General features: G+C 66.5%; 14 protein-coding genes. 4 read left to right on the top strand and 10 right to left on the bottom strand.

The annotated features are described in order from the left end of the window. Positions 1-77: 77 nt before the first annotated feature. From KHY18_RS12580 to KHY18_RS12570, 3 genes are read right to left on the bottom strand one after another with little or no spacing between them, the layout of a single operon-like run. Positions 78-1553: an NAD-dependent succinate-semialdehyde dehydrogenase gene (locus KHY18_RS12580; protein ID WP_213300171.1), complete on the bottom strand. Its 1476-nt coding sequence runs from the start codon at positions 1551-1553 to the stop codon at positions 78-80. A gap of 37 nt (positions 1554-1590) precedes the next feature. Beyond that, positions 1591-3114 (bottom strand): UxaA family hydrolase, encoded by a 1524-nt coding sequence (locus KHY18_RS12575; protein ID WP_213300170.1) that lies wholly within the window; start codon positions 3112-3114, stop codon positions 1591-1593. 44 nt (positions 3115-3158) lie between these two features. Next, positions 3159-4154, bottom strand: a complete 996-nt coding sequence (locus tag KHY18_RS12570) for a tripartite tricarboxylate transporter substrate binding protein (protein ID WP_213300168.1) — start codon at positions 4152-4154, stop codon at positions 3159-3161. 119 nt (positions 4155-4273) lie between these two features. Between KHY18_RS12570 and KHY18_RS12565 the strand changes: the two genes are divergently transcribed. From KHY18_RS12565 to KHY18_RS12550, 4 genes are all read left to right on the top strand, one after another. After that, positions 4274-5209, top strand: coding sequence for a LysR substrate-binding domain-containing protein (locus tag KHY18_RS12565; RefSeq protein ID WP_213300166.1), 936 nt, complete (start codon positions 4274-4276; stop codon positions 5207-5209). A 64-nt stretch (positions 5210-5273) separates the two neighbouring features. Then, positions 5274-6782: an FAD-linked oxidase C-terminal domain-containing protein gene (locus KHY18_RS12560; protein ID WP_213300164.1), complete on the top strand. Its 1509-nt coding sequence runs from the start codon at positions 5274-5276 to the stop codon at positions 6780-6782. 150 nt (positions 6783-6932) lie between these two features. After that, a complete protein-coding gene (locus tag KHY18_RS12555; protein WP_213300161.1) occupies positions 6933-8231 on the top strand; it encodes an NAD(P)/FAD-dependent oxidoreductase in 1299 nt (432 codons plus the stop codon). A 65-nt stretch (positions 8232-8296) separates the two neighbouring features. Then, entirely contained in the window at positions 8297-8716 is a 420-nt protein-coding gene (locus tag KHY18_RS12550) for a hypothetical protein (RefSeq protein ID WP_213300158.1), read from the top strand. Positions 8717-8723: 7 nt separating this feature from the next. On the opposite strand, the gene KHY18_RS12545 is transcribed toward KHY18_RS12550, so the two are convergent. From KHY18_RS12545 to KHY18_RS12515, 7 genes are all read right to left on the bottom strand, one after another. Further along, on the bottom strand, positions 8724-9689 hold the full coding sequence (locus KHY18_RS12545) for a siderophore ABC transporter substrate-binding protein (protein WP_213300155.1): 966 nt from the start codon (positions 9687-9689) through the stop codon (positions 8724-8726). Positions 9690-9876: 187 nt separating this feature from the next. After that, complete coding sequence (locus KHY18_RS12540; protein ID WP_213300152.1) at positions 9877-11826, bottom strand: ligand-gated channel protein; 1950 nt, start codon at positions 11824-11826, stop codon at positions 9877-9879. 182 nt (positions 11827-12008) lie between these two features. After that, positions 12009-13286: a DUF445 domain-containing protein gene (locus KHY18_RS12535; RefSeq protein WP_349630288.1), complete on the bottom strand. Its 1278-nt coding sequence runs from the start codon at positions 13284-13286 to the stop codon at positions 12009-12011. A gap of 66 nt (positions 13287-13352) precedes the next feature. Then, positions 13353-15086: a patatin-like phospholipase family protein gene (locus tag KHY18_RS12530; RefSeq protein ID WP_213300146.1), complete on the bottom strand. Its 1734-nt coding sequence runs from the start codon at positions 15084-15086 to the stop codon at positions 13353-13355. Next, on the bottom strand, positions 15083-15538 hold the full coding sequence (locus KHY18_RS12525; RefSeq protein WP_213300144.1) for a hypothetical protein: 456 nt from the start codon (positions 15536-15538) through the stop codon (positions 15083-15085). Before KHY18_RS12525 ends, KHY18_RS12530 begins: the two co-directional genes overlap by 4 nt. After that, positions 15535-16077: a hypothetical protein gene (locus tag KHY18_RS12520; protein WP_213300142.1), complete on the bottom strand. Its 543-nt coding sequence runs from the start codon at positions 16075-16077 to the stop codon at positions 15535-15537. Before KHY18_RS12520 ends, KHY18_RS12525 begins: the two co-directional genes overlap by 4 nt. Before the next feature lie 53 nt (positions 16078-16130). After that, on the bottom strand, positions 16131-17302 hold a 1172-nt coding region (locus KHY18_RS12515), incomplete at its 5' end, for a patatin-like phospholipase family protein (RefSeq protein ID WP_213300140.1).

Genomic DNA, 17302 nt, shown 5'->3' with positions numbered 1-17302 from the left:
TCGGTGCTTTTCTGTGGTCTTGGCTTGCTCGTTACGTCAGGTGGGGGGCGGCGGGCCGCATCGCTGCGGCCGCGGTCTCAGGCGTCCAGCCCGCCCTGGCAGACGTACTTGGTGTGCAGGTAGTCGTCCAGGCCGTGGGTTGAGCCTTCACGGCCATAACCCGAGTCCTTCACGCCACCAAAAGGCGCGGCCTCGGCGGCCAGCGCGCCTTCGTTGATGCCGACGATGCCGGTTTCGAGCGCATCGGCCACGCGCGTGACGCGGCGCAGATCGTTGGTATAGAAATACGCGGCCAGGCCGAACGGCGTGTCGTTGGCAGCGGCGATGACTTCGGCTTCATCGGTGAAGCGCGTCAGCGGCGCGACCGGGCCGAAAGTTTCCTCGCAGGCGCAGGCCATGGTCGCATCGGCGTCGACCAGCACCGTGGGCGCGAAGTAGTTGGCACCCAGCGCCGTGAGGCGCACGCCGCCGGTCAGCACGCGCGCGCCGCGCGCCACCGCATCCTGCACATGGCGTTCGATCTTCTCGACCGCGCGGTCGTTGATCATCGGGCCGATCTGCGACGCCGGATCGCTCGCCGGGCCGACCTGCAGCGCGGCGACGCGCGCCACCAGCAGTTCGGCGAAGCGGTCGTGCACCGCGGCGTGCACAAACACGCGGTTGGGGCACACGCAGGTCTGGCCGCCGTTGCGGAACTTGGCCTGCATCAGGCCTTCGACGGCGGCTTCGAGGTCGGCGTCTTCGAACACGATGAACGGCGCATTGCCGCCCAGCTCCAGCGACAGTTTTTTCAGCGTATCGGCCGAGCGGCGTGCGAGGTGCTTGCCCACGGGCGTCGAGCCCGTGAACGTGATCTTGCGCACGCGCGCGTCGTCCAGCCACACATCGACCACTTCGGGCGTGCGTTCGCGCGAGGCGCTGACGATGTTCAGCACACCCGGCGGCACGCCGGCTTCATGCGCCAGCGCGACCAGCGCCAGCGAAGTCAGCGGCGTGTCTTCGGCGGGCTTGCAGACCACGGTGCAGCCCGCGGCCAGCGCGGGCGCGATCTTGCGCGCAATCATGGCGGCGGGAAAATTCCAGGGCGTGATCGCGGCCACGACACCGACGGGCTCGCGCAGCGCGAACATGCGCCGGCAGGGCACGGGCGCGGGAATCACTTCGCCGTTGGCGCGCGTCGCCTCTTCGGCGAACCATTCGATATAGCTCGCCGCATAGGCGACTTCGCCCCGGCCTTCGGCCAGCGGCTTGCCCTGCTCGCGCGAGATCAGCCGGCCCAGGTCTTCCTGATGGGCCAGCACCAGATCGTTCCAGCGCTTGAGAATCTGCGCGCGCTGCTTGGCTGGCGTCCGGCGCCAGGCGGGAAAGGCCGCGTGCGCGGCGTCCACCGCGGCGCGCGCGTCGGCGGCGTTGGAATCGGGCACGGTGGCGATCACGGCGCCGGTCGCCGGGTCGGTCACATCGAGGCTGCGGCCGGCTTCAGGCGCAAGCCATTCGCCGGCGATGAAGTTGCCCGTGCGTTGCAGTTCGGGGCGGGAGAGAGTCAATGGCATGGCGGGTCTGGGAAAGAGGGGTGGAAAGGTCCGGCAATCAGCTTACGATGCCCAGATGCCATGGCACGAACTCGTGGTCGCCCAGGCCCAGCAGCTCGCTCTTGGTGGGCTCGCCCGAAGCGTGCCAGAGGATCTGCTCGAAAATGCGCTGGCCCAGTTCGGCCACCGTCAGTTCCCCGTCGATCACCACGCCGCAGTTGATGTCCATGTCTTCCTCGAGACGGCGGTACATGGGCGTATTGCTCGCGAGCTTGATCGTGGGCGCGGGCTTGCTGCCGAACATCGAGCCGCGGCCGGTGGTGAAACAGATCAGCTGCGCGCCGCTGGCGATCTGGCCGGTCGCCGCCACGGGGTCATAGCCCGGCGAGTCCATGAACACGAAGCCGGGCTCGGTGATGGGCTCGGCGTATTCGTAGACCGCGCGCAGCGGCGTGGTGCCGCCCTTCATCGCCGAACCCAGCGATTTCTCGAAGATGTTGGCCAGGCCGCCGGCCTGGTTGCCGTGGCCCACCACGCCGTTGAACTGCGCGTTCTGGCCGGCCGCGTAGCGCTCCCACCAGGCGAGGCGGTCGAGCAGCTTCTGCCCGACTTCGGGCGTGATCGCGCGGCGCGTGAGCATGAACTCGACGCCGTGGATCTCGGGCGTTTCCGACAGGATGGCCGTGCCGCCATGGCGCACCAGGATGTCCATCGCCGCGCCCAGCGCGGGGTTGGCGGTGATCGCCGAGAAGCCGTCGGAGCCGCCGCATTCGAGGCCGATCTTCAGGTGCGCGGCGCTGACGCGCGTGCGCTTGGCGGCATTGGCTTCGGGCAGCATTTCCTCGATCGCGCGAATGCCGGCCTCGATCGTCTGGCGCGTTCCGCCCACGTCCTGCATCACCATGGTGCGCATCAGGCGGCCGGCCTGCAGGCCTTGCGAATCGACCAGCGCGCTGACCTGGTTGCGCTCGCAGCCCAGGCCCACGATGAGCACGCCCGCGAGATTCGGATGGCGCGCATAGCCCGCAAGCGTGCGCCGCAGCACATCGAAATGCTCGCTGGGCGACGACATGCCGCAGCCGCTGGTCTGCGCGAATGCGACCACGCCGTCGACATTCGGAAAGTCGGCCAGGCGTTCGGGAGTGAAGTGCGCGGCGATGCGCGTGATCACCGTCGACGAACAGTTCACCGACGACAGAATGCCGATGAAGTTGCGCGTGCCCACGCCGCCGCCCGCGCGCTCGAAGCCGAGAAACGTCGCGCGCTCGGCTTCAGGCACGAAGTCGACGGGGCGCACGTCCTGGCAGAAGCCCGGATCGCGGTAGCTGTCGACCAGCGTCAGGTTGTGGCTGTGCACATAGTCGCCGGCTTCCAGGTCGCGCGAAGCGACGCCGATCACCGTGTCGTACTTGAGCACTTCTTCACCGGCGGCGATCGCGCGCGACGCGATCTTGTGGCCCGCGGGAATCTGCGCCCGGGCGCGCACGCCGAATTCGGCGATCGCCTCGCCCAGGGCGATGGCGTTCTTGGCGACCAGCACGTTGTCGTTCGGGTGCAGGCGAAGCAGAGGACTGTTGTTCATGGGGAAACGGCAAGCGGGGTGGAAAACGCCGATGGATCAAGGCCTCAGCCCCTGGCCATCAGCTCCTTGAGATTGAGCTTGCGGATCAGATCGGTCTCTTGCTGATAGACCGACTGGATGTACTTCGTGTAGTCGGGCGCGTCCAGGTACATGACCGGTGCATCGATGCTCTCGGCCACCTTGCGGAACTCCTCGCTGTTGACGGCCGCGCGGAACGCATCGCGCAGGCGCTTCTCGATCGCGGGCGGCAGGCCCTTGGGCGCGCCGATGCCGTTGGGCGCCTCGACGACCACGTCGAAACCGAGTTCCTTGAGCGTGGGCGTGTCCTTGAAGCGCGGCGTGCGCTCTTCGCCCCAGGTGGCCAGCAGGCGCATCTTGCCGGCTTCGACATGCGGCGCCCAGGAGCTGCTGTCGGCCAGCAGATCGACCTGCTCGCCCAGCACGTCCTGCAGCGCGGCCGAGCCGCCCTTGTAGGCAATCGCATTGAACTTGATGCCCGCGGCCTGGGCGAACTGCTCCATGCCCACATGGGTCGCGCCGCCGATGCCGGCATGCGCATAGGTCACGGTGCCGGGCTGGGCCTTGGCGCGGGCCACGACGTCGCGCAGCGACTTGAAGGGCGAGCGCGCGGGCACGGCAATGCCGAAGGTCTGGCCCGAGGTGCGCGCGATGTAGGTGAAGTCCTTGAGCGGATCGAGCTGCACGGCGCCCAACTGCGAGAAGCGCGTCACCGAGATCGGAATCTGGCCTATGGTGTAGCCGTCGGGGCGGGCCGACGACAGCGCCTTGGTGCCTATCATGCCGGACGCGCCGGCGCGGTTTTCGAGGGCGATGGGTTGACCCAGTTCACGCGCGGCGATCTGGCAGATGATGCGCATCGAGCGATCGGCCGTGCCGCCCGCGGGCCAGGGGCAGATGAAAGTGATCGGACGCTCGGGGTAGGTCGATGCGAGAACGCGGCCAGGCACCGCGGCAACAGCAGCGGCACCAAGGCCTGCGAGCACGAACTGGCGCCGTGCCATGGAACGGGATGTCTTCATCGTTGTCTCCGATAGTTGTTATAGGGTCAGCCGGGCCGATTATTCTGAAGAAAAGGATTGCCATCCAATGAAAAAGCCGACTGTCTTCATAATGAAGAGGTTATGAAGAGAATCACGCCATGAGCCAGATCGACCGCGTCCTGCGTTCCAACCTCAAGCTGCGCCACCTGCAATTGCTGGTCGCGCTCGACGAGTTCCGCCATATCGGCCGGGTCTCGGAATTCCTCTCGATCACCCAGCCCGCGGTCTCCAAGATGCTGGCCGAAATCGAGAAGATGTTCGCGCTGCAGCTGTTCGTGCGCTCCACGCGCGGCACCGAGCCCACGGCCCATGGCGTCACGGTGGTGCGCTTCGCGCGCTCGGTGCTCGCCGACTACCAGCGCACGCGCGACGAGATCAGCGCCGCCGACAGCGGCGGCGTGGGCCGCACCAGCGTGGGCGCGATGGTGGTCGCCCTGCCCAGCCTGCTGATGCCCGCGATATTGCGCGTCAAGGAGCGCTCGCGGCTGACCACGGTGATGGTCGAGGAAGGCGATCTCACGCGGCTGCTGCCGCGGCTGCGCGTGGGCGAACTCGATCTGATCGTCGGCCGGCTGGAGCCCGGCTATGCGTCGCCCGATCTCGAAACCGAGTCGCTCTACGCCGAGCCCATGTGCATCGTCGTGAGCCCCGAGCACCCGCTCGCGGGCGCGGCCAGGCCCAGTTGGGCGATGCTCGCCGAACTGCCCTGGGTCGTGCCGCCGCCCTGGGCCTCGTCGCGCTCCAAGCTGGCGCAGATGTTCTACAAGCACAAGCTGCAGCCGCCCGCGGACATCGTCGAAACCTCGTCGTTCCTGGTCACGCTGTCGAGCATGCAGCAGCGCCCCGCCATCGGCTTTCTCGCGCGCAGCGTCGCCGAGCATTTCGCGCAGCAAGGCCGGGTCTGCATCCTGAAACTCAAGGTGCCCATCGAACTGCCGCATGTAGGCATCATCACGCTGCGCGGGCGCGCGCAGACACCGGCCAGCGAGCTGCTGATGGAAAGCCTGCGCGCGACCGCCGCGCAACGCGCCTAATTTCATGCAGGCGTGCAAGAAAACTCACACCACGCCGCCGCGCCTTCGCCTAAAGTCTGAAGCCATGAACACCGCCCCCCAAGCTTCTGCGCCTTCGCCCTCCCCTGCCGAGCGCGCAACCCGCCAGGCCCAGATCGTGCAGGCGCTGGGCGCGCATGTGCCCGCCCACGCACTGCTGTGGCACAGCGAAGACACCACGCCCTACGAGTGCGACGGCCTCACGGCCTACCGCCAGCGGCCGCTGGTCGTGTGCCTGCCCGAAACCGAGACCCAGGTGCAGGCCGTGCTCCAGGCCTGCCATGCCTTGGAAGTGCCCGTGGTCGCGCGCGGCGCGGGCACGGGGCTGTCGGGCGGCGCGATGCCGCATGCGCTGGGCGTGGTGCTGTCGCTGGCCAAGTTCAATCGCATCCTGAAGGTCGATGCCTACAGCCGCACGGCGGTCGTGCAGTGCGGCGTGCGCAACCTCGCGATCAGCGAGGCCGCGGCGCCGTTCGGCCTGTACTACGCGCCCGATCCGTCGAGCCAGATCGCCTGCACCATAGGCGGCAACGTCGCCGAGAACTCGGGCGGCGTGCACTGCCTCAAGTACGGCCTCACGGTACACAACGTGCTCGAGGTCAAGGGTTTCACCATGGCCGGCGAACCCATCACGTTCGGCAGCCAGGCGCTCGACACCCCGGGCTACGACCTTCTGGCCGCGGTGATAGGCAGCGAAGGCATGCTGGCCGTGATCACCGAAGTCACGGTGCGGCTGATCCCCAAGCCCCAGCTCGCGCGCTGCATCATGGCCAGCTTCGACGACGTGCGCAAGGCCGGCGCCGCGGTGGCGGCAGTGATCGCCGCGGGCATCATTCCGGCCGGGCTGGAGATGATGGACAAGCCCATGACCGCGGCCGTCGAAGACTTCGTCAAGGCCGGCTACGACCTCACGGCCGAAGCCATCCTGCTGTGCGAATCCGACGGCACGCCCGAGGAAGTGGCCGAGGAAATCGGCCGCATGAGCGCCGTGCTGCGCGACGCGGGCGCGACGGCCATCACCGTGAGCGAGAACGAAGCCGAGCGCCTGCGCTTCTGGAGCGGGCGCAAGAACGCGTTCCCGGCGAGCGGCCGGATCAGCCCCGACTACATGTGCATGGACTCGACCATTCCGCGCAAGCGCCTGGCCGACATCCTGCTGGCCATCCAGGCGATGGAACAGAAATACCAGCTGCGCTGCGCCAACGTCTTTCACGCGGGCGACGGCAACCTCCACCCCTTGATCATGTTCGATGCCAACGACGCCGACCAGCTGCACCGCTGCGAGCTGTTCGGCGCCGACATTCTCGAGACCAGCGTCGCCATGGGCGGCACGGTCACGGGCGAGCATGGCGTGGGCATAGAGAAGCTCAACTCCATGTGCACCCAGTTCAGCGCCGAGGAGAACGCGCAGATGTTCGCGCTCAAGGCCGCGTTCGATCCGCAGGGCCTGCTGAACCCGGGCAAGGTGATTCCCACGCTGCACCGCTGCGCCGAGTACGGCAAGATGCTGGTGCGCGGCGGCCAGATCAAGCACCCCGACCTGCCGCGTTTCTAACAGCGGCACAGGCCTAGGGTTTACCCTTGCATTGACGCAGGACAATCAAGGCTTACACACTGCGATGGCGTGACTCGGCTTATCTTCAGGGGATAAGGGACGGCGGCCTGCTTCGGGCTGGGCTGTAACCGTCAAGCAAGGAAAACATCCATGACCCATCGCATCGTGATCGTCGGCGGCGGCGCCGGCGGACTGGAACTGGCCACCAGGCTGGGCCAGCGCCTGGGCAAACGCCGTCAGGCAGAAGTCATCCTCGTCGACAGCCAGCTCACCCATATGTGGAAGCCGCTGCTGCACGAAGTGGCCGCGGGCTCGCTGAGCCTGTCCGACAACCAGTTCAATTACATCGCCCAGGCCAAGTGGAAGCATTTCCAGTTCCAGATCGGCCGCATGTGCGGCCTGGACCGCAAGACCAAGACCATAGAACTCGCGCCCTTGCTGCATGACGACGGCAGCGAAGCCGCGCCGGCGCGCACCCTGGCCTACGACACCCTGGTCATGGCGATAGGCAGCGTGACCAACGACTTCCACACGCCGGGCGCGGCCGAGCACTGCATCTTTCTCGACGCTCCCGACCAGGCCGAACGCTTTCACCGCCTGCTGCTGGCCAAGTACCTCGCGGCCCATGCGGGCCATGACAAGCAGGCACAGCTGCGCATCGCCATCGTCGGCGCGGGCGCCACTGGTGTGGAGCTCGCGGCCGAGTTGCGCAGTGCCGCGCAGCAGCTGTCCGACTATGGCCTGGGCAACATCGCGCCCGAAAACCTGCACATCACCGTGCTCGACGCGGGCAAGCGCGTACTGCCCGCGCTGCCCGAGCGCATAGGCCGCGATGCACACGAGACGCTCGAAAAGCTGGGCGTGCAGGTGATCACCGAAGCCGCGGTGAGCCGCGTCACGGCCGAGCAGCTCGAGACCGCCGACGGCCGTGTGATTCCGGCCAGCATCAAGGTCTGGGCCGCGGGCATCAAGGCACCCGATTTCCTGCACAACCTCGACGGGCTGGAGAGCAACCGCATCAACCAGCTGGTGGTGCGCACCACGCTGCAGACCACGCTGGACGACGACATCTTCGTGCTCGGCGACTGCGCCGCCTGCCCCATGGATGACGGCAGCGGCAAGAACGTGCCCCCGCGCGCCCAGGCGGCCCACCAGCAGGCCTCGCTGCTTGCCGAGTCGCTGCCCAAGCGCCTGCAAGGCCAGCCCCTGCCTCAATACCGCTACCGCGACTACGGCTCGCTGGTCTCGCTGTCGCACTTCTCGGCCGTGGGCAATCTGATGGGCAACCTGATGGGCACGGTCAAGGTCGAAGGCTGGCTCGCGCGCATGTTCTACATCTCGCTGTACCGCATGCACCAGGTCGCGCTGTGCGGCGTGTTTCGCACCGCGCTGCTGATGCTCAGCGACCGCATAGGCCGGCGCACCGATCCGCGGCTGAAACTGCACTGAGAGCGGTGGCGCGCGCTTTCGCGGACAATCGGCGGCATTTTCGTTTCGCCGATTTTCTGCCCGCCATGACTGCTGCTGACTACGCCCCCCTCCTCCAATCCGGCAACGACCTCGTGGCCCAGGCCCAGGCCGTGGCCACGCAGGACTTCACGCAGGCGCGCGCGCTGTGGCAGCAGGCCGGCGCATTCTTTGCCAAGGCCCACCAGGCCGATCCCGATCAGCATGGCGCGGCACTGCGCCTGGCCCAGGCCTGGATGGCCGAAGCCCATGCGCTGCAAAAGGAAGGCTCGGCCAACGCGGCCGTGATGTGGACCAATGCCGCAGCCCAGTGCGAGCGCGCATTCGATCTCGCCCCCGACCATGCGCCCACGGCGATGATGGCCGCGAGCTGCCACGCCTGGGCGCAGAACGATGAAGCCGCCCAGGCCTGGGCGCAGCTGGCCAAGCACTTGCAGCAGCTGGCGGCGGATGTGCCGCGGGGCTGAGCCCGGCCTATTTCCCCGCCTGCAGCGCCGCCTTGATCTGCGCCACGTTGCGCAGCATCGCCGTCGGGCCCGCGCTGCCCAGCAGGTACCAGCCCTTGGGGTCGAGGAACACCACACGGCCCTTCTGGCCGGCCTGCGTGCCCTGGATCTGGGCGTTGTCGAACAGCCGCTTGGACGCAATCACGGGCTTGCCTTCCTTGTCGGTCTGCGTGCCCGTGGCCGCGTTGCGGTCGATCACGTAGATCCAGGCCGGATTGAGCCTGGCGATGTCATCCATCTTCATGGGCACGCCGCGCGGCTTGGACGCATCGGCCGCGAGCAGCGGCTGGATGCCCAGCACATCGTGCAGCAGGCCGAAGCGCGCGCCCGGAGGCTGGGCGCTCATGTTGGTGTTCACCGCCAGCACCAGCAGGCCGGGCTCGGCCCGGGCCGCGACGGCCTTGAGGGCATCGACTTCTCCGCGCACCTTGGCCATCAGCTGCTGGCCCTGGGCCTGCTTGCCGTAAAGGCTGGAGAGCGTGGTGACATTGCGCTCCATGTCGGCGAGCAGCTGCTGGCCGTTGACGCTCAGATCGATCGTAGGCGCGATCTTGGACAGTACGTCGTACTTGGCCGCCGAGCGGCCCGCGACCACGATCAGATCGGGCTGGATGCGGCTCAGCGCTTCGTAGTCGGGAATGAACAGCGAGCCCGCGGCCTGGTACTTCGCGCCGGCATAGGACTGGAGGTAATCGGGGTAATCGGCCTTGGCCACGCCCGCCACCGGCAGTTGCAGCGAATGCATCACATCGAGCGCGGCCAGGTCATAGACCACGACGCGCTGCGGCTTGAGCGGCACCGTGGCCGCGCCCTTGGCATGCTGCACGGTGATCTGGGCGGGTTGCGCGGGCGCGGCGTTCACGGGGCCCGCCAGGCCCCAGGCGGCGGCCGTGAGGGCGATCGCAATGTGGCGGCGCGAAGTCATGAAGTTCATAGGTTTCTCATCCTGCAGGGAAATAGACAAGCCGCAAAGCGGCTCAGGGGGTAGCATCGCGCACAGCCTTTGAAACTGGCGTGCACCAGCTCAGAGGCAGCGAGGAAGGGCCGTCCCGCACCGAGGCTGCCGTCCCCCTCCACCGAAGGATGAGAGGGGGAAGCGGCGTCAGCCGCTCAGGGGGTGTTTAAAATTTCATGTTCATGCCGAACCAGTAGCGGCGGCCGTCGAGCACGGAGTCGTAGTTCACGCCGTCGTACAGCACTTCCTTGTCGAGCACGTTGTAGATGCCCGCGTACAGCGTGACGGTCTTGCTGTACTTGTACGAGCCGCCCAGATCCAGCATCGCATAGCTCTTCTGGTTGAACGAGCCCGACGACGCTTCACCCGAGCTGTCGCTTTCCTTGCCGCGGTACGACACCTTGGTCCAGCCGTTGATCTGGCCCGTGGGGTTCCAGTCCAGCGACACGTTGAGCAGGTGGCGCGGCAGCTGGTTCAGCGGCTGGCCCGCGTATTGACCGCTCTTCTGTTCCGAGGTGGTGAAGGTATAGCTCGAAGTCAGGCCCAGGTTCTGGGTCAGCTTGGTGCCCAGCGTGGCTTCGATGCCACGCGTGATCGCCTTGTCGACGTTCACGTTGGTGGTCGGCGCCCGGCCCGAGGAGTTGAGCGGGCCGCAGGTCGGGCAGGCGATGCGCGTGATCTTGTCCTCGAAGTCGTTGTCGAACAGCGTCAGCCCGGCCGTCGTGCCGTTGCCGCCATCGAACAACACGCCGATTTCCTTGGTCAGCGACGTTTCGGGTTTCAGGTCGGGGTTGCCGTAGATATCGCCGCCGCGGCTCGACTGGCCCCAGTCGCCCAGCGTCTGGCGCAGCGACGGCGCGCGAAAGCCCGACGACACCCCGCCCTTGACGGTCCAGCGCGGATCGACGGTCCAGACACCGTAAAGACGCGGGCTCACATGGCCGCCGGCCTGGCTGTCATGGTCATAGCGCAGGCCGCCGGTCAGCGCGAAATCGTCGCGCAGGCGCCATTCGTTCTCGGCGAACACCGCGTACTGGCTGCGGTCGGCGGTGCTGCGGGTAGAGCCGCGCAAGGTGTTGGTCGTCGTGTCCTTGAGGTCCTGCTCGTTGAAGTACACGCCCGTGGTCAGCAGGTTGCGCTGGCCCAGCGGCAGGGTCCAGCTGCTGTTGAACACCGTGTTCTTGATGGTCATGTCGCGCACGATGTTGCGCGTTTCTTCCTGCTGCAGGTACGTGTCCGACGTGGCCCAGCCCCAGCGTCCCTTGTGCTGCAGCGAATAGCTTTCACGCTCGAACTTGCGATCGCTGAGCGCCGCCGTGGAAGCCAGCGTCATGCCGGGCGACGAGATGAAGTGCTGCTTGGCCGTGCCCAGTTCGAGGATCAGGTCGTGGTCCTTGTTCGGCGTCAGTGCCAGCTTGACGTTGATCGCGCGGTTGTCGTAGTCGTTGTAGCCCTGGAGGATGCGGTCTTCCTCGCGCTTGTTGTAGTTGCCGTAGATGCTCAGACCCAGCAGCTCTTCCTGAATCGGACCCGACAGGTAGAAATTGCTCTGGTAGGCATTGCCCGAAGTCGAGCGCTCCTGCAGCGTTGCGTCGGCGCGCACCGAGCCATGCCATTGCTTGGCCACCTTGCGCGTGATCACGTTGATCACGCCGCCCATGGCGTCCGAGCCGTAGAGCGAGGACATGGGGCCGCGCACGACTTCGATGCGCTCGATGGCTTCGAGCGGAGGAATCCAGCTCTGGTCGGTGCCGGTGCTGCCGTTGGTCTGGGTTTCGCGCGAATTCGTGCGTTTGCCATCGACCAGGATCAGCGTGTAGTTCGCGCCCATGCCGCGCAGCGCGATGTCGTTGGAGTTGTTGTCCGAAGGCGTCAGGATCACGCCGGGCACATCGCGCAGCGCGTCATGCAGGTTGGTGTAGGCCTTCTTTTCGAGCTCCTCGCGCGTGACCACCGAGATCGATGCCGGCGCGTCCTTGATCAATTGCTCGTAGCCCGAAGCCGTCACCACCACCGTATCCAGTGCCTTGGTTTCCTGTGCTGCGGCGATGCCTGCGAGGCCCGTGGCCATGATGGCCGCTGCGAGGGTGGGGAACGGGATACGAAGCGAATACATTGTCAGGTCCGGTAAATAGTGGAGAAATGGATGATTCGGTTATGAGAATCAATCGCATTATTATTTACGGAAAAGTTACAAACCCGACATAACCCGCACAGACCTGATCAATGGGTTGACAGCAGCCCTCTGCTGTGCGCAAGTAGTAAGTACCCTGACGATCTTCCGCTCGCCAATCGCCTTCAGAGCGCCGCCCACCACTGCGGCAACTGGGCCAGCACGAACAGCAGCAGACCGATCGCGCCGCCGACCAGCGTGCCGTTGATGCGAATGAACTGCAGATCCTTGCCGATATGCAGCTCCACCAATTCCGACAACTCGCGCGCATCCCAGCGCTTGACGGTGTCGCTGATGTGCTCGGCCAGGAACTGCGCGACATCGGGCGCGAGCGTCGCGGCCCAGCGCTCCAGGCGCGTGTTCATCGATTGGCGCAGCGCCGGGTCGGCGGCCAGCGACTGGCCCAGCCAGCGGCCCATGGCCGCGGCCTTGCGCGCGATGTGCGAGTGCTCGTCGGCGAGATCGGCCTGCAGGCGCTGGCGCAGCTGCGTCCAGAGCGCCTGCAGATAGCCGGCGAGCTTTTCGTCGTGCAGCAGATAGTGGCGCAGTTGCTCGGCCTGGGCCGCGAATTCCGGGTCGTTCTGCAGGCGTTCGATGAGCCGCGCGACAGCCGCGTCCAGCGCTTCGCGCACGCGGTGCGCGGGGTTGTGGGCGATGTCGTCGAACAGGCTTTCGAGCGCCTGGGCGATCAGCTCCGCGCCCTTGTCGCCCAGCCAGTCGCTGGGCAGCATCTTTTCCTTCAGCGGGTGCTCGCGCTTGAGCCACTCGATGATGCTCGCGGCAATGAATTCACGCGTGTTCGCGGTCTGCATGATGGCCGCAATGCGCGCCAGCACATCGTCGAGCAGCACCTGGAGGCGCCCGCCCTGGGTCAGCGCAGTCAGCAGCGAGGCCGCGGCGCGCGACAGGTCGACCTGCGACAGCACGGCGCGCAGCGACTGCGTCAGAAACCGCTGCACCTGCCGGTCCTGCACCAGTTCGAGCGCCGCGAGCGCCAGCCGCGCGACCTGCCGGCCCAGCATCGCGCTGTGCGCCGGCGCCGTGAGCCAGCCGGCCAGCCATTGCGCGGGATCATGCTTGCGTATCAGCGCCAGCAGCGACGCCGGGTCGAGAAAACGGTCGCGCACGAAATGCGCGAGGTTGTCGCCTATCCGGTCCTTGTTGCGCGGAATGATGGCCGTGTGCCGGCCCACCCAGGGCAGCGCAATGCGCCGGAACAGCGCCGTCACCGCGAACCAGTCGGCCAATGCCCCGACCATCGCCGCTTCGGCCACGGCCTGCACACAGCGCACCCAGAGGCTGGGCGTCAAAAAGCTCGTGACGGCAAATGCCAGCGCGACCGCGATCAACAGGCCCAGGGCCTGTTGTTTCGCGCGCTTCAAGGCCAGGGTCTGTTCTTGCATGCTCGGCGGCTCCCATGAGGATGGCATGCAACACTAACACGGGCGCGGCCGGCGAGAGCGGAATGGCTACGACCCAGCAGCCGCCCTCGGCGGCAACGATTGCGCGCGGATCTCGAGGCACAGCGACGCGTGCAGCGGGTCGACATTGTCGCCATGCATTTGCAGAAAGGCGCTCTGTTCCTCGAGCGACAACAGGCGCACCGCCGCAGCGGCGTCCGTCACCATGTCATGCCGGACCTGGCCCATCGTCGTGTCGATGTAGTCCAGCGTCTTGAGCATGGACTGGGTTTGCGCATGCTCCACCTGATCCTTTGACGCCGCGAACGAAAAAGCGCCCAGCTTGCCATGGAATACCGGCAGCACGTTGGTGCCAGAGAAGTAGGTTTTTTCCCCGTCGAGGCCGTCATTGGTCCAGCGGCTGAACAGGCCTTCCGCTGCATTCTTGCGTTCTTGCGGACTGCCATGCAGGATCGAATAGGCCGCGCCTTGCTCGTCGTAGGTCATGAGCAGCGTCTTGGCCTTCATCTCATCCATTTCCCTGCCGTGCAGACCGTCCAGGACGACTTCCGAAGGCATGTTGCTGCCCACGCCGCCATCGACGAACGACTGCATCTCGCCGTCCACTTCCATCTTCACCGCCTTGAAGAACATGGGAATGCTCATCGAAATGCGCCCCGCCAGCGCCACCGGCATGTTGGGATGGGTGGCGGCGGAAAAGAACGTGCCTTGCTTCTGGTCGTTGTTGTAGCCGGTCAGCACCAGTTCCTTGAACCGGGCCGGTGCCAGCTGGTGCATCAGATGCAGGTCATGGAAAGTGATCATCTGCCCGGTGCGCGGTGACTTCGCAAAGTCCTGGTCACGCAGACTGACCAACCGCTCCTGGTCCGCGGTGCCCAGGTTGCTCCATTGGGAAGTGGCCACCACGTCTTCCCAATTCCCCCGCAGATAGTCAGTGACCGAACTGGCCGAAGCCCGGTCCAATGTCTCGAGCGCCTTGCCCGCGCCAAAGCCAATCATTCCCAGCTTCACCTGCGGGTAGCGCTCCTTGAAGTCGCTGGGCGAAGACAGCAGCGACAGCATGCCGGTATCGTTGGACAGCTTCTGGAACGAGCGCGCCGACATGCCCGAAGCCAGGCATACCGCCGTCATCGCCCCTGCGGATGTGCCAACGATCTTCTTCAACTCCGACAGCTTGCCCAGATTTTCCAGCGCGCGCAGCGCGGGCGGATTGCCAATGCCTTTCGCGCCGCCGCCGCGTAGCACCAGGTTCTCGATCGGTGGCGCCGCGCGCAGCACGACGATGCGGTTAACCTTGGGCAGATGGGGTCCGATAGGGTTCTCCACCAGGACCGACCGGACTTGGGGTGTGCTCAGTTTTTGCCGGTCGATGTCCTGCGCGATCTGCAGATGCCGGTCAACGAAGTGCCGCGCATTGATGGCGGCCTTCTGGAACGTCGCTTCCTTCACGTCCCCTTTGGCACGGCGGGCGCTTTCGTCGATCACAGACGTCATGCAGTCGAGCAGCACATCATTGACCATGGCAGTGGCATGCGCGGCGAATGCCTTGCGGCTCGGCTCGGGCATCGCCGCCGAAGCACGATTCATCGCCGTGAGGAGCTCGCTGCGCAAGCCTTGCATGGCCGTGTAGATGGCCTGCGGCGTCAGCAGCGGCGCTGGCGGCTTGCTCGAGAACAGGCTCTTGATGGCCTGGTAGATCGTCTTTCCGATGTCGACCAGCGAGCGCGGGAACTGCAGGGGCCCGCCGCCACCCGCTGCCGAGGAGATGTTGCCGGTACTCATGATGCCTCCGGTTGCCAGGCGAGGTTATCGCCATGCATGGCGATGGCACGCACGGCTTCGCGAATGCGTCGCGCCTGGGCCGCGGTGTAGTGCAGCAAGGACAGAAATCCGCCGGGATCCGCGCCCTCCTCGGCCGGCCAGCGCGTCATCACCACCACCAGATCGCTGGTGTCCAAAGTGCAGAGAATCTGCCGGCCATCGAGCGCCGCGGCGTTGATCTGCAGCAGCGTGCGCACCACGCTGTGGCGCAGCGGCCCGTGGATGGCGACGGCATCGTAGGCATAGGCCTCGACCAGCCAATGCTGATTGTCTGGATGCAGCGTCACGCGCAGCGGCAGCGCGTCGTCGAGCAGCAGCTCCAGCGGTTGCATGCTGTCGGGTGCGCGCTGGGGGTCCAGCGCCTGCATCTGCTCGCTGAATGCACGCCCCTGGGAGGTGGATGTGTCGGTCATGCTTTGAGCCAGGCGTTGTTGTCGAGTTTGGAAGGTGCGGCGGTGGGTGGCTCCGCCGCGGGCGTTGCTGTCGATAGCGCATCGAGTTGGTGCATCATGGCCGCGAGGCGGCCTTCTATCACCGCCGCGTCGGCCAGCGCCTCGGCCTGCGGCGGCGTGCCCGGAAAATCGCAGTCGACCAGGCCGATGCGGCCTTCGGCGTCCAGCGCGCCGACCTGCTGCGCCGTCCAGCGACTGGCGTGCGCAGTGCGCAGCAGCGCTTCTTGCTGCCGCGCCTGGTCGTCTTCGCCAAGCGTCTCGACGACCTGATCGACACCCAGCAGCCAGCGCTGCTGCCGGGGCTGAAAGCGCAGCTGAATGCCACACTTGTCGTCCACCGGACAGCGCAATGTGCCGCCCGCAAGCAGCTCGTCAGGAACACCGCCGGCACGGAACAATTCCCACAGCAGCGTTGAAATATGACCCAGATCGTTCATGCGCGCCTCGTTCAGTTCCGGGCCGTCGCTGCGCGAAAGCGCTGGCGCTCGTTCCCCGGACATCTGGTCAGTCACGCGGCACGCACCAAAGTTCCACCGCCGGCGCGTCGAACCGGTCAGATGACTGCATCCCTGCGCGCCCAGTCCAGCGCCGCGGCCCGCTGCGCCGCGTCGGCGCCCGGCGCCCATTGCGCGCGCTGCGCCAGGATGGCGGTGCGCAGCGCGCTGTCGATCGGTGTAGCGCCGCCCTGCGGCCGGGCCAGGAACGCATCCTGCTCGGCCGGCGAAAGCAGCCGCGCCGCGGCCGCGACATCGTCCACCAGGTCATGGCGAAAGTTGTGCAGGTTCTGCGCGATGAACACCAGCGCCTGCTCCATGGCCTCGGTCTTGGCGCGCGCCACACGCGCGTCGCCGGCCAGGAAGGACCCTATCCCCAGATCGCCATGCGCCACCGGCATGGCATGCAATCCGGCCGCATGCAGCTTGCGCCGGTCCGCGTGCACGACTTGCGGAAAATGCGGATTGCCCGAAAGCCAGGTGACGACCGGATTCACCGCCGGCTGGTACGGATCGGGCGGGCCGTGCAGCACGGCATGCGTGCGCCCCTCGTCGGCAAATGCCATCACCAGCGTTCTCGCGTAGGCCTCCTGCCGGGCCTGCGCCGGCAGGCCCGCGTAGATTGCCTCGGTGGGTACATTGCTGCCCACGCCGCCGTCGACCCAACGCTGGCCCTCGAACTTCACATCCGCGAACAGGCCGGGAATGCCCATGGTGATGCGCCCCGCCAGTGCCAGCGGCATCTCGGGATAGGTCTGGTGGGAGAAATACACCAGGCGCTTTTCGGACTGGTTCCAGCCCGTGACCACCAGCTCCTTGAACCGACCCGGATCAAGCTGGCGCAGCAGATGCAGATCGGCAAAGGTCAGCATCTGGCCGCTGCGTTGCACGCTGAAATCGGGCGCGCGCAGCAGCGCCAGGCGTTGCTGCTGCGCGGGTGTGAACTCTGCCCACTGCGGCCGGCGCGTGATGTCATGCCAATGGCCGTCGAGGTACTGGGCGGCCGACTGGGCCACCATGCGGTCCAGCGTCTGCAACGCCGCACCGGCATCGAAGCCCAGGGCGCCGAGTTTCACGTCCGGGTAATTGCGCGCGAAGTCCGCGGGCGTCTTCAGCAGCGACAGAATTTCGGTACCGTTCAACAGCCGCTGGAAGTCCTTGGCGCAAACGCCTGCGGCCAGCAGGATGGCCGTCATGCCGCCCACCGAGTTGCCGGCCACGCGCTGCAGCG

Origin of the sequence: Acidovorax sp. CCYZU-2555 (assembly GCF_018413525.1) — a bacterium.
Taxonomy (GTDB): domain Bacteria; phylum Pseudomonadota; class Gammaproteobacteria; order Burkholderiales; family Burkholderiaceae_C; genus Comamonas.
This window is presented reverse-complemented; position numbering and strand designations above follow the sequence as displayed.

Bases quoted from the DNA above. Each gene is read 5' to 3' on its own strand.
- KHY18_RS12580 (WP_213300171.1), bottom strand. From the start codon at position 1,553: ATGCCATTGACTCTCTCCCGCCCCGAACTGCAACGCACGGGCAACTTC.
- KHY18_RS12575 (WP_213300170.1), bottom strand. From the start codon at position 3,114: ATGAACAACAGTCCTCTGCTTCGCCTGCACCCGAACGACAACGTGCTG.
- KHY18_RS12570 (WP_213300168.1), bottom strand. From the start codon at position 4,154: ATGAAGACATCCCGTTCCATGGCACGGCGCCAGTTCGTGCTCGCAGGC.
- KHY18_RS12565 (WP_213300166.1), top strand. From the start codon at position 4,274: ATGAGCCAGATCGACCGCGTCCTGCGTTCCAACCTCAAGCTGCGCCAC.
- KHY18_RS12560 (WP_213300164.1), top strand. From the start codon at position 5,274: ATGAACACCGCCCCCCAAGCTTCTGCGCCTTCGCCCTCCCCTGCCGAG.
- KHY18_RS12555 (WP_213300161.1), top strand. From the start codon at position 6,933: ATGACCCATCGCATCGTGATCGTCGGCGGCGGCGCCGGCGGACTGGAA.
- KHY18_RS12550 (WP_213300158.1), top strand. From the start codon at position 8,297: ATGACTGCTGCTGACTACGCCCCCCTCCTCCAATCCGGCAACGACCTC.
- KHY18_RS12545 (WP_213300155.1), bottom strand. From the start codon at position 9,689: ATGAACTTCATGACTTCGCGCCGCCACATTGCGATCGCCCTCACGGCC.
- KHY18_RS12540 (WP_213300152.1), bottom strand. From the start codon at position 11,826: ATGTATTCGCTTCGTATCCCGTTCCCCACCCTCGCAGCGGCCATCATG.
- KHY18_RS12535 (WP_349630288.1), bottom strand. From the start codon at position 13,286: ATGCAAGAACAGACCCTGGCCTTGAAGCGCGCGAAACAACAGGCCCTG.
- KHY18_RS12530 (WP_213300146.1), bottom strand. From the start codon at position 15,086: ATGAGTACCGGCAACATCTCCTCGGCAGCGGGTGGCGGCGGGCCCCTG.
- KHY18_RS12525 (WP_213300144.1), bottom strand. From the start codon at position 15,538: ATGACCGACACATCCACCTCCCAGGGGCGTGCATTCAGCGAGCAGATG.
- KHY18_RS12520 (WP_213300142.1), bottom strand. From the start codon at position 16,077: ATGTCCGGGGAACGAGCGCCAGCGCTTTCGCGCAGCGACGGCCCGGAA.